We start from the raw sequence: 14,474 nt of genomic DNA, 5'->3' as shown, positions 1-14,474 counted from the left end.
CTATCGCCGGAAAAGAACGCATGCGCTCTCGACAACGGCCCATAACATCAGAACGGCGGCTAAAGCCGGAAGCGTGATATTGCCGAGCGCCCCAGTCATCGACAGGCTGGACAACCACGGGCCAAGGTCGACACCGAACGCAAAGCAAGCGTTTCTCACAGCGTCATTGATCTCGCATCGGGCGACCAGCGCGAGGAGAGCGGCCCCGGCAATGCCGGCGAATGGCGCGAGAGCCAGCACCATCGAAAATGCGATCACGAACCAGCGAAAGCGGTGAAGCACGCGTCTCCCCTGAGGTCAGGCAAAACCCTTCTAGTCACCGCCGCATCTTGATCGGGCGAGGGAGCGTTGTGCACCGCATCGGCCAAACGAGGTTAACGTCGCATATAGCCTGTCACTCATCCTCCCTATTGATCTGGCAGATTTCGCGCCTTATGGCCTGCGGGGTGAATAGGAGCGGGCTGAAATGGCTGATTTATCATTGTTGAAAGTGGGCCTTGAAGGATCGGCAAGCGCCCTTGTCACGGAAGAGCGCCTCGCAACGAAGGTCGGCAGCGGTGACGTCCCCGTCTTCGCAAGTCCGATGCTCATTGCCTTGATGGAGGCAGCAGCCGTCGACTGTCTCGACGGGCATCTGCCGGATGATCACCAGAGCCTGGGCGTCCATCTGAACGTAACCCATTCTGCACCCACCCCGATCGGCTTCACCGTTACCGCGAAGGCAACCTTGAAAGCAGTCGACGGACGCAAGCTGACCTTCGATGTCTCTGCCAGCGACGGCGTCGAACAGATTGGATCCGGTGTGCACACGCGAATTGTCGTCGACACCCCTCGCTTTATGGCGCGTCTCGCCGCCAAATCTCTGCCACGACGTTAGAGGAAGCCTGCAGCACTCGTCCCGCTCGCGCTAGTCGCCTTGAGTGCGCCGCACGGCAACACCACCGGAGTTTCTGACTTATGCGATTGTTGCCAGCTCTCTTTGCTCTTGCCGCCTCGCTGGCTGTCGCCGGACAGGCTGCGGCTGCCGAGCCCTGCACCACGAAGGATTTCGCGGCCGCAATTGACCAATCGGGAGCGAGCCTCAGAACGCTGACGCTTGAGGCGCAGCCCAAACTTCAAGAACGGATGCAACGCTATCGGGCCGCTCTCAACCTCAGCGATACCGATTACGAAAACGTGGCGCTGGACGCGATCCAGGACACAACGCTCGATGACCTCGACCAGAAGAGCAGCGCGCTGTTGCTGCGCGTGGATTCGCTCGGCCGCGTGCCGGAGGGCGTACAGCCCGATTGCGCGAAGCTGCAGGAATTGCACGCCGCCGCCGACGAGCTGAATACGGTCATCAAGAGCAAGTCCGACTACATGCTGAAGCGCCTCGATGAGAAGATCACCGAGGCCCAACGTAACGCCCAACCCCAAAAGCCCGTCGCCTCGGCCGTGCCTGCCGCGCCTTCGAAGCCGGCTCAGAATACGCCGCAAAATCCGGCTCCGAGTGCTGCGCCAAAAGCCAAAAAGAGCCCGCCGCCTGAAGTCGCAGCGAAAGCAGCTCCAGCGCCGTCAGAAGGCTGGACCGCGAGCACGAAGCACAATGATGCGAGCGGGCCGCCGGTCGTCGCCATGACCCAGCCGAATGAAGGATTGCCGTTCCCGCCCCCGGCGCCGCTACCTCCGGCGGAAGGCGGCTATACGATCGATGAAATCCGCGACGCGACGCGAGGCTTCTTCGGCACGGTGTCGACGAGCCTTGCGGGCGTCATCGAGCATGCCTTCAAGCAATACGGACGCCCGACAGCTTACGTGCTCGGAATAGAGGGCGGTGGAGCATTCCTGGCCGGCCTCCGCTTTGGTCAGGGCAACTTGTTCATGCGCTCGCAACCCGGCGTCAAAAAAGTCTATTGGCACGGCCCCTCGCTCGGCACCGACTTTGGCGCCTCCGGATCGAGGACGCTTTTCCTCATTTACAATATGGACGATCCGGCTGCGCTCTATCGCAACTTCACGGGGATAGACGGTTCGGCATATTTCGTCGGAGGCGTTGGACTGACTGTTCTCAAGGGCGGACCAGTCATCATGGCGCCGATCCGCTCCGGCGTCGGCATGCGCCTCGGCGCCAACGTCGGATACCTGGGCTTCACCGAAAAGCCGACTTGGAACCCGTTCTAAAGTCCACAAAAGAAAAGGCCCGGAAACACCGGGCCTTTTCTTTTAGAGAAGTCGCATCGCCTCTCAATTGGCGTAACCGTACGTGTTGTAATATTTTTTCGGCCGGGCCGGGGCTTTGTAGACGTACTCGCCATTCTTCTTCCGATAGACCTTCGTCGGTACGCCATCGATGTAGACGTAGGCGTATCCCTTATGGTCTTTCTTTTTCACGGGCGGCGCGTCGTAGGATGAATCGGCGCTTCCCCAGCTGTTGCCCCAGAACCAACCGCCCTGATTGCTATTTGCAACGTCGACCTCCCGGCGCTCCCGATCTCGGCGGCTCGCCACGGCGCCATCACGCCAGTTCGGGCGTCCGTGAACGCTGACGCGCGTCAGCTGCAGCCCGTGGCGCTGGACAAGATTGTAAAAGGTCTTCGCGTTCCCAGGCGCAAGCCGGATGCAGCCGTGAGAAGCCGGCGCGCCGAGCGAACCGACGTGAGACGTGCCATGAACGGCCACGCCGCCATTTATGAAAACGGCATGAGGCATCGGCGCATTATCGTACTTGCGCGAATACCACATCTTGGAGGTCCATTCCGGGCGGAAGTTTCCGGTCGGAGTAGGAAATTGCGCGGTGCCTGATGAGATCGCCCAGGTGAAGCGCTGCTCGCCATTGACCGAAACCGTCATAGTCTGTCGATTGAGATCGACCGAGGCGGTCAGCGTCGGCGGCAGCAACGGCTGCGGCTTTGCAGCGACAGGCGCCGGCTGCTTTGCGGCTTCAGGAGAGGCGGCTTTGCTCGCGTCCCCGAAGAACATCGTCGTGCCAGACTGGGTTTCGGTGGTCTTCGCTGCCGGAGCGTCGGTTCCCGACGGCTCAGCGAGCACCCCGACCGAAGGAACGGCAGCGAAAACAATCGCCGCCAACACAAATGCCCGCAACATCACAACTCCCTACGCAATACGCGACAAGCTTCTTCACACCACGATAATATCCCGAAAGATGCTGAACAGTTAAGAAAATCGCGAATAGATCGCGTCTCATCAAGCCCGGAAATTCAAATAGATTACGAATGTGTTTCTTATATCGCGCGGAGCATTTCACGTCTTATCGTCGCCTTTAACCGATAACGGCTTGAATCCACTCCAATACTCAGTCGAGATTTTCTTTTTTCGAAGTGGTCTTTATTTGCTCATAGGCTTGCAAAGCGCGAACGCGCGCATGGGCATGTTCGACGAGCGGCCGAGGATATGACTTTCCGAGCACAACTCCAGCCTGCGCCAGGGTCTCGGCACTCACCGTCCAAGGCTTGTGAATTGCATCTGCGGCTAAACCTGCGAGTTCTGGCACCCAGCGCCGCACGTATTCGCCATTCGGATCGAACTTCTCGCCCTGCAATACGGGATTGAAGATGCGGAAATACGGCGCTGCATCAGCCCCGCAACCAGCAACCCACTGCCAGCTCGCGGAATTGTTCGCGAGGTCGGCATCGACGAGCGTATCCCAGAACCACGCTTCGCCCGCCGTCCACGGAATAAGCAGATGCTTGACGAGAAATGACGCCACGATCATCCGCGCGCGATTGTGCATGTAGCCCGTGGCCCATAACTCACGCATTCCCGCATCGACGACCGGATAGCCGGTTTTTCCGCGTTGCCACGCCTTCAATTGCCCAGCATCTCCAAGCCAGGGAAATTCCGCGAATTCGCGGCGAAGCGGTTCCTCGGGCAATTTCGGAAAATGAAAAAGCAGCGAATACGAAAACTCGCGCCATACGAGCTCTCGCATGAAAGTCTCGATCGATTGATCGTTCGCGCTCTTTCCGCGTGCCGCGTCCGCTGCCGCCCGCCAGCAGGCAGCAGGTGAGATCTCCCCGAAAGCCAGGTGCGGCGAGAGGCGCGATGTACCGTCCTTATCGAGGTAATTGCGATCTATCGTGTAGGTTGCGAGCCCCGTCTTCGTAAATTCCGCCAGCCGCGCGCGTGCTCCGCTTTCTCCTGGTCGCCATGTCTTGTTGAGCCCACCCGACCAATCAGGGTTCGTCGGAGAAAGTTCCCAGTCGCGAAGATCGTCTGATTCCGGCGCTCGCGCAGGCGCCTTGATCCGATCCGGCGCGGCCGACGCTCTCGGCAGCGTCAGATCTTTCGTGAATGCCCGCCAGAATGGCGTGAAGACCTGATAGGCGCCGCCGGCCTTCGTGCGCGTTTCTTCAGGCGTCCTCAGCAGGCGCCCGCCGTACCGCTTGAACGCGACGCCCATATCATCGAAAGCCAGCTTCAACTGATCTTCCAGCGCCACCGCCGACGGCTCATAGCTTCGCGTAAAATAGACAGCCGTCGCTCCGGTCTCTTCAACGACACGCTTCAGTTCGCGTGCGACCGCGCCACGACGGAGGATCAGCTTTCCGCCGCGAGCAGCGATATCACGAGCGAATGCCTCGATGGTCTTGCCCAGCCACCATCGCGACGCGCCGCCAAGCGCCCACTGGCCCAGCGTTTGATCGTCGAGCGTCTCATCGTCGAGAATGTAAAGGGGAATGACCGGCGAACCGGTCGCGACGGCGGCATTCAACGCCGGATGATCGCGCAGCCGAAAATCATTGCGCAGCCAGACGATGACGGGTGCGCTGCTCATTCATCCCGTCGCAATCTTGCCGTCCGTAACGGCTCCAACATCAGTTCCCGAACAACAGATCGAAAATGGTTTTCGGCTTCGATCGCCGTTGCGAACCGGTATCGCCCGCTTGCCCCGCACCATAAGGGCGCCGCTGACCGACGACGGCGACGTTGACGGGACGAAGCTGATATTGGTCCGTTGCACCATCGACGCTCGCGACCTGCAGGGTATCGCCATCCCACGTCCAGTTGGCCACCCGGTTGCCCAGCCGGTCCGGTTCGATCGCGATGACCTTTGCCGAGGCGATGTCGATGATCGCCGCAAGCTCGGCGTCCTCGAAGCCGCCTTTGACCGCCACCCGGCCACCCGAAAACCGGAGGATCCCGTAGCTGGCGTAGGGCGGCGGCTTGACCTCCCAAGTGAGCAGTTTCGGCAGTCCCGTCCCGGTCATCTCGAGCGGAACGCGTATCTGCGGATACTCTTCGCTCGTCGCCACGTAATCCTTTCCGCTCAGGACGACGTGCCATTTTCCGAGATCGAGCGACGGCACAGGCTTGTCGTCCGCGTCGTCTGGGGGCGCGCCCAGCCGCTTCAGTGCGTCTGCCGCGAAACGCCAGCTCGGGCGTATCTGCAGCACGCGGCGGAGATCCGTTATCGCGGTATCGGCAGCCCCGTTTGCTTCCTCGATCTCGCCGCGCGCCCAAAGCGCTTCCGGCGAGTTGGCATCGAGCTTGATCGCCGTTTGCACGTCCTTGGCGCCAATGTCCGCCTGGCTGTTTTGCTTGTAGACGAAAGCGCGGAAAGCGAATGCGACGGGCGAGCGCGGATCGAGTTCAATCGCGCGGTTGAGGTCGGCATAAGCGTCGTCCGACGCCTCCGCTAAGCCGTTGGCGAGACCGCGTCCCTCGTAGGCTGCGCTGGATTTTCCGTCGAGTTCGATGGCTCGCGAAAAATCCTTGATCGCCGACGCGGTATTGCCGTCGAGCAGATACGCATAGCCGCGAACCACATAAAGCTCGCTGTTGCCGACGTCGAAAGCGACGGCGCGCGAAAGATCTTCGATCGCCTCTTCCCGTTGCGCCACCGCCATGCGTGCCTCGGCGCGGTTTCGATAGGCGGAAGCAAAGCGAGCGTCCGAATTTACCGCGCGCGAAAAATCGCGGATCGCTGCGTGCGGCTTACCGGCTGCGAGGTATGCGAGGCCCCGGCCCGACAGCGGCGGCGCACTCGCCGGCATCAGCTCGATGGCCTTGGTGAAATCGAGAATGGCATCACCGGTTTTACCGGCCTTCATTTTCGCATTGCCGCGGTTCGAATAGGCGGCCGCGTATCCCGGCGCCAGCACGATGGCACGATCGAAATCCTTCAGCGCCTCGCCGTACTGCCCGAGCGCCAACAGCAGATTGCCGCGATTGTTGTAAGCCACGGGGTATTCAGGAAAGAGCTCGACCGCGTGATTGTAGTCTTCGAGCGCCAGCTTGGTTTCGCCGAGCCGCACGTTGGCAACGCCACGGTCATTGAGGATCGTAGCGCGCCGATCGTTGGCAAGCCCCGTATCTTTCAGCGCTTCCGTATAGGTTGTTACGGCTTTCGCAACGTCGCCACGAACGAGCTGGGCCGCGCCCTCCTCGACCTGCGACGGCGAGGAAACACCCTCGGCCGCAAGCGCCGGCCCAATCGCCAGCGGCGAAGCCAATGCAACGAATACCGACGCCGCGCGAAAGCCCCTTTTCATTATCTGAGCCAAATTCCTTTTGGGTGCCTTGGACCGCGATTCATATCTTACACGAGGTAGGGTGCCATTGTGACCCTGGGCCGGGCAATGGCGAATTCCGCTCGCGGCTTCCCGTCCTGTTGACGCATACGTAAAAGCTGCCGTAGGAGGCCCTGGTGCGAGTTGCTCCGGAGACCCGCCGATGAACCTTTGGTTCAGACTGATATGGGTTCTGCTGACGGCGCGCAGCCGCGGCCACCTCGACATACCGCGTCAGACATCCGTGCTGCAATTTCGAGTCTGGCCGCACGACCTCGACATCTCCGCCCATATGAACAACGGCCGCTATCTCACGATGATGGATCTCGGCCGTCTCGATGTCATGGTGCGTTCCGGCCTCTGGCGTCAGGTGCTGAACCACCGCTGGACGCCGATCGCCAGCGCCATCACGATCCGCTTTCAGCGTGAACTAAGACCGTTTCAGAAGTTCCGGCTCGAAACGCGCCTGCTCTGCTGGGACGCGGCACTTGTCGTGATGGAGCAAACGTTCATCATCGACGGCGGCAAGCGTGATGGACAGGCCGCCGCTCGCGCCCTGTTTAAAGGCGGCCTCTACGACCGGAAAGAACGAAAGTTCGTAGAGATCGCCCGGCTGATGGCGCTCCTCGGGGTCTCGGAAGTGAGCCCTCCGTCGACGCCCGAGGTCGAAGCGTTCCTCCACGCCGACGACCAGCTCAAGCAGGCCGGCCGGGTGTCCGGCTAACGTCGACCCCTCGGCTTCTCCGCATGAAGCTTCTGCAGAACCTTGGGCAAAAGGTCCGGAAGATCTTCGGCAATGAGGCCGATCCCGAAAGCGCTGGCCGCTTCGCCGTGCAGCCAAACGGCCGCCGACGCGGCTTCGAACGCCGGCATGCGCTCCGCCAATAACCCTGTAACGAAACCGGCGAGCACGTCGCCCGAGCCCGCCGTCGCGAGCCACGACGGAGCGTTCGAATTGATGATGGCACGCCCGTCGGGCGCCGCGATGACCGTATCCGTGCCCTTGAGAATGACGACGGCCCCTGACTGCTCCGCCGCCGTCCGCGCGCGGTCGACTTTGGAACCGGTAAGCTCACCGAAGAGCCGTTTGAACTCGCCTTCATGCGGCGTCATCACGACCGGCGCGTCTCGCCCTTTGATCGCCGCGAAAAGCGTCGACGGCTGTGCTGGCCCACGATCGCCGTTACGCGCAAGAAATCCCATGCTCGCCTCGGCACGATCTCCGCTGTCCTCTGGATCCGCGAACGACGTGAGAGCATCGGCATCGAGCACCACCGACGCCGATGACTTCAGGATTGCGAGAACATCGGCCGCTGTCTCCGGTCCGACGGACGCGCCCGGACCGATCAGAACGGCGTTGCGCCGTTGGTCCTGGAGGAAGTCCGAAAGCGCCACGGCTCCCGACACCGAGCGAACCATGATCGATGTGACCTGCGTCGCAATGATCGCCGTTGCAGTCGAATTGCCGACAAGCGTGACGACGCCCGCGCCGGCTCTGAGCGCGCCCCGCGCACCAAGTCGCGCCGCGCCCGTCTGCAGCGCCGGACCCGACACGATGACCGCATGACCTCGGTCGTACTTATGGCCTCCGTCCGTCGGCCAATTGAAATCTGAGATCCAGAGCCCGGGCGCATTCTCATGCAAGCGGGGCTTCAGGGTTTCGAGCACGCTTTCGGGGATACCGATGTCTGCAACGGTGACTTCGCCGCAAAGGTCGCGCCCCGGCATCAGGAGATGCCCCGGCTTCTTACGGAAGAACGTGACCGTCCGCCGCGCCTTGATGGCGACACCCCTCACCTCGCCGCTGGCCCCATCGACGCCGCTCGGCACATCGACGGCAAGGACCGGCAGCCCACTGGCGTTGACCGCCTCGACCAATTCAGCCGCATCGCCCTCGATCGGGCGCGAAAGACCGGCGCCAAAAAGCGCATCGATGACGAGATACATGCTCTGCAGAGCATCGGGCGTGGCGGGCCGAATGGGCAATGGCCAGCGCCGGGCCATTTCGGCGGCATCGCCTTTTAATGCGGACTTGTCGCCGAGCAGGAATACACGCACATCGAAGCCGTGATCGCGCAAAAGCCTGGCAGCCACGAACCCGTCACCGCCATTGTTCCCCGGCCCGCAAAGGACCGCGATGCGCGTGTCCGGCCCACGGGTCATAAGCGTGGCCACGTCCGCGACCGCTTTCCCGGCCCGCGCCATAAGGTCCAGACTCGGCGTGCCCCCCGCCTCCGTTAAGCGATCCGCTTCCCCCGTTTCCGCGGGCGTCAGCAATTCATTCATGTCATGTTCCTGGTGCGAGCCTGAGAGGCGAGACGGGGAGCGCCGCGACCTGCCTTTAAATTCAGCGTTTGTTCGGTTGAGACAGAAATGGGCAACGAACTCGCCGGAAAATTATACATCCGGCATCAAATTTAGGCGTATTAAGCGCTCGGCGACGAACTCCGAAGCCGAAACTACACGCTAAGCTGCTGACATATGTGACGTTTTTCAAAAACACCACAGGTGGCACGGCCTCTGCTAGCCTTGGGGCCACTGGGCAAGCGTGAGTTTCCAACGACATGCTGTCCACGATTCAAGGGGCGAAAATGAAAAAGATCGAAGCGATTATAAAGCCCTTCAAGCTCGATGAAGTAAAAGAAGCGCTACAAGAAATCGGCTTGCAAGGCATCACCGTCATCGAGGCAAAAGGGTTCGGCCGCCAGAAGGGCCACACCGAACTTTACCGGGGTGCCGAATATGTCGTCGACTTCCTGCCGAAAGTGAAGATTGAGGTGGTTTTGAGCGACGACATGCTGGACAAGGCTGTCGAGTCCATCCAAAAGGCCGCGAAGACAGGCCGGATCGGCGACGGTAAGATCTTTATCTCGTCCATCGAAGACGCTATTCGCATCCGCACCGGTGAATCCGGGCGAGATGCCATCTAAACCGAACTTTGAAAAAGCTGACCACGCCTGAACTGGCCTTTGTCGGCCCAACGAACCGGCATGCGTGAGTTGTAACGAAACGCCTAGACAGGGGAGTGTCTATGAAAAACGCGAGTGACGTCCTGAAGTTCATCAAGGACAAGGAAGCCAAGTTCGTGGACTTTCGGTTCACGGACACCAAAGGCAAGATGCAGCACGTCACCGCCGACGTCAGTTGCGTCGACGATAGTATCTTCACCGACGGTTACGCCTTCGACGGCTCCTCGATCGCCGGATGGAAGTCGATCGAAGCCTCCGACATGACGTTGATGCCAGATCCGGCAACGGCACATATCGATCCCTTCTTTGCTCAGACGACCGTCGCGATTTTCTGCGACGTGCTCGAGCCCTCGACTGGCCAGCCCTATGAGCGCGATCCGCGCTCGGTCGCCAAGAAGGCCGAAGCCTACATGATGTCGCTTGGCATCGGCGACAAAGTCTACTTCGGCCCGGAAGCCGAATTCTTCATGTTTGACGACGTGCGGTTCTCGACCGACATGTACTCGGTCGGCTTCGAGATCGACTCGAACGAACTGCCGACGAACACCGGCGCAGACATCGAGACCGGAAACCTCGGCCATCGCCCCCGCGTGAAGGGCGGCTACTTCCCCGTTCCCCCGATCGACAGCGCCCAGGACATCCGTTCCGAGATGCTTTCGGTCCTCTCGGAGATGGGCGTTGCCGTCGAAAAGCATCACCACGAAGTTGCAGCCGCCCAGCACGAGCTCGGCGTCAAGTTCGGCCCGATGATCACGATGGCCGATCACATGCAGATCTATAAGTACGTCGTGCACAACGTCGCTCAGGCCTACGGCAAGACGGCGACGTTCATGCCGAAGCCGGTCTACGGCGACAACGGCTCGGGCATGCACGTCCACCAGTCGATCTGGAAGGGCAGCACGCCGATGTTCGCGGGCGACAAGTACGCGGACCTCTCGCAGATGTGCCTCTACTACATCGGCGGCATCCTGAAGCACGCGAAGGCCATCAACGCCTTCACCAATCCGCTGACCAACTCCTACAAGCGTTTGGTTCCGGGCTTCGAAGCCCCCGTGCTGCTAGCCTATTCGGCGCGGAACCGCTCGGCATCGTGCCGCATTCCACACGTCACGAGCCCGAAGGCGAAGCGCATCGAAATCCGCTTCCCCGATCCGGGTGCGAACCCCTACCTCGCCTTCACGGCGATGCTGATGGCCGGCCTCGACGGCATTCAGAACAAGATCGATCCGGGCCCCGCCATGGACAAGAACCTCTACGACTTGCCCCCGGCCGAGCTTGCCAAGATCCCGACCGTCGCGGCCTCGCTTCGCGAAGCTCTCGACAGCCTGGATAAGGATCGCGACTTCCTGAAAGCCGGCGGCGTCATGAACGACGATATGATCGACGCCTACATCGCGCTGCGCATGGAAGAGAACATGCGCTACGAGATGACGCCGCACCCGGTCGAGTACGACATGTACTATTCGGTCTGAGGACTGCTCGGCAGTTTTGAATATGAAGAGGCGGCTCGAAAGGGCCGCTTTTTTTCTATTGTGCGCTCAATAGAAAATCAGGACCCCACCGCACACGGCGATCAGCGCGTAATAGAAAAACCTCTGCTCGCGAACGAGGAACCACGTCACGACACGGCGTGGAATGTCGGACCAGTTGCAGCGGCCAACCGCGCCCAGCGTCAAGCCGAGCACCAGTCCGATAATAAGAGAATTGAACTCAAGCCCCTCGGTCAGGGAGCGCACGCTCTCGGGCACATGACCCGAGAGCCAAGGCAGCAGCGCAAAGAAAGCGGCGACCGTCATGGCGCCGAATGCAAGTACGGAAAAAAACGACAGGATGGACCGCACGATCATGGTCGAACTCGGAGAAAATCGGCAACGCTGAACCTTGCATGAGGCTAGCGCGGAGACGCGAATAAACCGTTAACCATGATCTAGCGCCTCGGCCGCCCACCGGCGTTCCATACGATTGAAGACGAGTAAGGCGATACCGGTAATGACCATCGTCACGATAACGATGGTGACAAAGCCGTGGACGGCATCGTCCATCATCGCCATGCCGGCGCCAATCGGACCGACGAGAGCTCCGAGCTGGTACATGATGATGAATGCTGCGTTCACGGCCGCGAGGCCACTGGCCGATACCCGTTCGCCGATAATGGCAAGGCCCAGCGCATAGAAACCGAGAATAACGCCGCCCATGAGAAAGGCGATCACGTACCCGGCGAGCGGATTGGTGAGTGCCAGCGGCAGCGCGAGAGCCAGCGCAATGAAAAGAACCACCGATACGACCATCATGGCGAAGCGCGAGACGCGGTCCGACAACCAGCCGACCGGATACTGCAGCACGACGCCGCCGACCGTCGTGACGGTGAGCAATGCCAGCGCCGGATACTGCGACCATCCGGCGGCGAGCGCCACGTTGGGGATCAACGAAAGAACGGTGATCTCGGAAAAGCCGCCGACGAACGCAGCGACCATCGCCACCGGAGCCCAGCGAAAAGCAGCAGCGACATTGAGGGTGGTATCGTGCTCGACCATCGGAGCGAGCTGCCGCCCGATCATGACCGGGAACCCGGAAAGACCCGTCACGACCGCTGCGGCGAGAAATGGCAATGGCCCATGGAGACCAAGTGCCTGCAACAAAACTGGTCCGATCGCATAGCCCGCGAAAAAGACCATTGCATAAACTGCGATAATCCGTCCGCGCGTCTCCTCGCGCGTAACCGCATTGATCCACGTCTCGCCAACGAGCCACGGCATCGCAAAGCCGGCACTCATGAGAATACGGATCGCGATCCAGGCCCAGGGCGATTGAAAGAGAGCGAGCGCCAAGAAGCCGAGAGCACCGATCAGGCATCCGCCGACGATCGAGCGAACCGGTCCGAACTTGGCGATCAAGCGGGGCGCGAATGGAAGCGCCAAGAGGATTGCAAAAGGCGGAGCCGCCCCTGCCAGTCCGATCATCCAGCTCGGCTGACCCCACACCTCGAAGGTCAGCGAGGTAAGCGGAAAGCCTATGCCGAATGAAATGCCGGTGCCGAACGAAGTCGAGCAAACGGCTGCGATGCTCAGCAGCCTTTGGCGCTCGGTAATTCCGTCATCGATCGCAGACGTCATATCCCTCGCCGCCCGTTCATTTCAACAGCGTTGGAATAATGCTTGACTTGCCGGTCCGCAAGGGCAAATTTCAACAGTGATGAAAACAAAACACACCCGTGGCAAAAGGGGGCTCCTCGAAGCTGACCTCGTTCGCGCCTCGCTCATGGAAGTTGAGCGCAGTGGCTTGGAGGGATTCGGCCTTCGATGTGCCGCGCGGGCAATTGGCTGCGACGTTGCGACATTGAGTTACCGCTTCGGCTCTAAGGAGGGCCTGGAACGCGCCATTGCTCATCGGTTGCACGAAGAGGTCGCGGCCCCGAAACCACGATTGAAATGGCAGTGCCGCCTCACCGGGCTGGCGAATGCATATCGGCAGGTCGCCAAGCGTTATCCCAACGCCTTCCCGTTGTTGCTCCGCTTCTGGACGACCGGACCGCGCGACATGCAAATAAGCGAAGAATGGCATCAGGCTCTTTATGACGCAGGCCTGCGCGAGGCCGATATTCCACCGGTCGCCTGCGCGACGTATGCAGCTGTACTCGGCGTCTGCTCAGGAGAGATCGGCGGTCTGCTCGACAAACCCAGCGTCGCGACTCTGAGAGAAATTGAAGGGCAGAGCGATCTGCCGCTCACAAAGAAGCTGCTGCCGATTTTTGCCCACCTCAGCGACGACGAGGTTTTCGATACCATGATCGGTATCCTCATCTCGGGCATCGAAACTCGGGTAGCGAAACAGGTCGTGCGGAAGCAGAAGCCGCGAACTCGGAAACCCAAGGGCTCCTGATGACGTCAGGCGTGCACTGAAGCCAGCACACCCGTCAAAGCATCGGCGAAAAGATCGAGGTCTTCATCCTGCCCGCACGAAATGCGGATGAAGTGTTCCAATCCCTTCGCGACCGGCTTTCTGACGAAGACGTCGCTGTCCAATAGGCCGGCAAGCACGCGCGATGCGAACGCGCCATCCGCTCCGCAGTCGACGGCGACAAAGCTCGCGGCCGAAGGAAGCGACGAAAGTCCATTCGCCTCCGCGATTGCCCTGATCCGCCCTCGCGACGCTGCAATCTGTGCGACGGCGCCTTTCAGATAATCCTGATCACGAAGGGCGGCATGAGCGCCAAGCTGCCCCACGCGATTGATCCCGTAGTGATTGCGAACCTTATCGAAGGCTTCAATGGTGCTCCGTTCCCCGACTGCATAACCGATCCGAGCACCCGCAAGCCCGTAAGCCTTCGAGAAGGTCCGATACCGGATGACTTGAGGATTTGAAACGTCGATCGCCGGAGACGTCGGCTCGGGTGCCGTATCGCAATAGGCTTCATCGAGAATGAGCAGAGTTTCTGGAGGAAGCTCCGCAACGAACGCCGCAATGTCGCCAGCCGTCCACCATGTCCCCATCGGACTATTCGGATTGGACACATAAATCAGCGGCGCGCCGGCGGTCTTGGCCGTTTCGATGAGCCGGGGAACGTCCTCGCGAAACGCGCGCATCGGCACCGCATGCACCTTTCCCCCATGCGCCAGAACGTGAAAATTGAAAGTCGGATAGGCGCCGTCGGTCGTGACGACAGGACTGCCCGGCGTCAGAAACAACGAGCATGTGAGACCGAGAAGCCCGTCGATCCCCTCGCCGACCACGACGCACTCAACGGGCACACCGTGATAAGCGGCGATCGCCGAGCGCAATTCATAGCTCTCGGGATCGGCGTACTTCCAATTTTCACCCACCGCCTCGCGCATGGCCGCGACGGCGAGCGGCGACGGCCCGAAAACGCTTTCGTTGGCGCCAAGCCTGGCGCGAAAGGGACGGCCTCGTGCGCGCTCCATCGCCTCGGGACCGACAAACGGAACGAGCTTCGGCAGTGCTGCAACTGTCGGCGTGAATGGCGGGCGGGACATGG

14 protein-coding genes are annotated in these 14,474 nt (G+C 60.7%); 6 read left to right on the top strand and 8 right to left on the bottom strand.

The window, feature by feature from the left end:
* Positions 1-282, bottom strand: coding sequence for a hypothetical protein (locus AC1DK3_RS13900; protein WP_477192770.1), 282 nt, complete (start codon positions 280-282; stop codon positions 1-3).
* Between the two features lie 184 nt (positions 283-466).
* Between AC1DK3_RS13900 and AC1DK3_RS13895 the strand changes: the two genes are divergently transcribed.
* Complete coding sequence (locus tag AC1DK3_RS13895; protein WP_092865173.1) at positions 467-877, top strand: thioesterase family protein; 411 nt, start codon at positions 467-469, stop codon at positions 875-877.
* Positions 878-957: 80 nt separating this feature from the next.
* Complete coding sequence (locus AC1DK3_RS13890; RefSeq protein WP_477192769.1) at positions 958-2,163, top strand: EipA family protein; 1,206 nt, start codon at positions 958-960, stop codon at positions 2,161-2,163.
* Between the two features lie 63 nt (positions 2,164-2,226).
* Here AC1DK3_RS13890 and AC1DK3_RS13885 read toward each other — a convergent pair whose 3' ends face one another.
* The 3 genes from AC1DK3_RS13885 to AC1DK3_RS13875 all read right to left on the bottom strand — a co-directional run bounded on the left by AC1DK3_RS13885 (position 2,227) and on the right by AC1DK3_RS13875 (position 6,494).
* Entirely contained in the window at positions 2,227-3,087 is an 861-nt protein-coding gene (locus AC1DK3_RS13885) for a L,D-transpeptidase (RefSeq protein WP_477192768.1), read from the bottom strand.
* A 208-nt stretch (positions 3,088-3,295) separates the two neighbouring features.
* Positions 3,296-4,777 carry a cryptochrome/photolyase family protein gene (locus AC1DK3_RS13880; protein WP_477192767.1) on the bottom strand — a complete coding sequence of 494 codons (1,482 nt, stop codon included), beginning with the start codon at positions 4,775-4,777 and terminating at the stop codon, positions 3,296-3,298.
* 40 nt (positions 4,778-4,817) lie between these two features.
* On the bottom strand, positions 4,818-6,494 hold the full coding sequence (locus AC1DK3_RS13875; protein WP_477192766.1) for a tetratricopeptide repeat protein: 1,677 nt from the start codon (positions 6,492-6,494) through the stop codon (positions 4,818-4,820).
* 181 nt (positions 6,495-6,675) lie between these two features.
* On the opposite strand from AC1DK3_RS13875, the gene AC1DK3_RS13870 reads away from it, so the two are divergent.
* Complete coding sequence (locus AC1DK3_RS13870) at positions 6,676-7,236, top strand: thioesterase family protein (RefSeq protein WP_477192765.1); 561 nt, start codon at positions 6,676-6,678, stop codon at positions 7,234-7,236.
* On the opposite strand, the gene AC1DK3_RS13865 is transcribed toward AC1DK3_RS13870, so the two are convergent.
* On the bottom strand, positions 7,233-8,798 hold the full coding sequence (locus AC1DK3_RS13865; RefSeq protein ID WP_477192764.1) for an NAD(P)H-hydrate dehydratase: 1,566 nt from the start codon (positions 8,796-8,798) through the stop codon (positions 7,233-7,235). The genes AC1DK3_RS13870 and AC1DK3_RS13865 overlap by 4 nt on opposite strands.
* A gap of 305 nt (positions 8,799-9,103) precedes the next feature.
* Between AC1DK3_RS13865 and AC1DK3_RS13860 the strand changes: the two genes are divergently transcribed.
* Positions 9,104-9,442 carry a P-II family nitrogen regulator gene (locus AC1DK3_RS13860; protein ID WP_045838054.1) on the top strand — a complete coding sequence of 113 codons (339 nt, stop codon included), beginning with the start codon at positions 9,104-9,106 and terminating at the stop codon, positions 9,440-9,442.
* A gap of 101 nt (positions 9,443-9,543) precedes the next feature.
* Positions 9,544-10,953: a type I glutamate--ammonia ligase gene (gene glnA / locus AC1DK3_RS13855; RefSeq protein ID WP_477192763.1), complete on the top strand. Its 1,410-nt coding sequence runs from the start codon at positions 9,544-9,546 to the stop codon at positions 10,951-10,953.
* A 66-nt stretch (positions 10,954-11,019) separates the two neighbouring features.
* Here the strand turns inward: glnA and AC1DK3_RS13850 are convergent, their stop codons facing one another.
* Together AC1DK3_RS13850 and AC1DK3_RS13845 are read right to left on the bottom strand one after the other, a co-directional pair.
* The gene (locus AC1DK3_RS13850; RefSeq protein ID WP_477192762.1) at positions 11,020-11,328 is read right to left on the bottom strand and encodes a hypothetical protein; all 309 of its coding nucleotides are present in this window, start codon (positions 11,326-11,328) and stop codon (positions 11,020-11,022) included.
* Between the two features lie 69 nt (positions 11,329-11,397).
* Positions 11,398-12,594 carry an MFS transporter gene (locus tag AC1DK3_RS13845; RefSeq protein ID WP_477192761.1) on the bottom strand — a complete coding sequence of 399 codons (1,197 nt, stop codon included), beginning with the start codon at positions 12,592-12,594 and terminating at the stop codon, positions 11,398-11,400.
* Between the two features lie 310 nt (positions 12,595-12,904).
* On the opposite strand from AC1DK3_RS13845, the gene AC1DK3_RS13840 reads away from it, so the two are divergent.
* Positions 12,905-13,360, top strand: a complete 456-nt coding sequence (locus AC1DK3_RS13840; protein WP_477192760.1) for a TetR/AcrR family transcriptional regulator C-terminal domain-containing protein — start codon at positions 12,905-12,907, stop codon at positions 13,358-13,360.
* A gap of 5 nt (positions 13,361-13,365) precedes the next feature.
* Here the strand turns inward: AC1DK3_RS13840 and AC1DK3_RS13835 are convergent, their stop codons facing one another.
* Positions 13,366-14,472, bottom strand: a complete 1,107-nt coding sequence (locus AC1DK3_RS13835; protein ID WP_477192759.1) for a pyridoxal phosphate-dependent aminotransferase — start codon at positions 14,470-14,472, stop codon at positions 13,366-13,368.
* Positions 14,473-14,474: the final 2 nt, after the last annotated feature.

Source organism: Hyphomicrobium sp. 01T421 (genome assembly GCF_056398805.1).
This window is presented reverse-complemented; position numbering and strand designations above follow the sequence as displayed.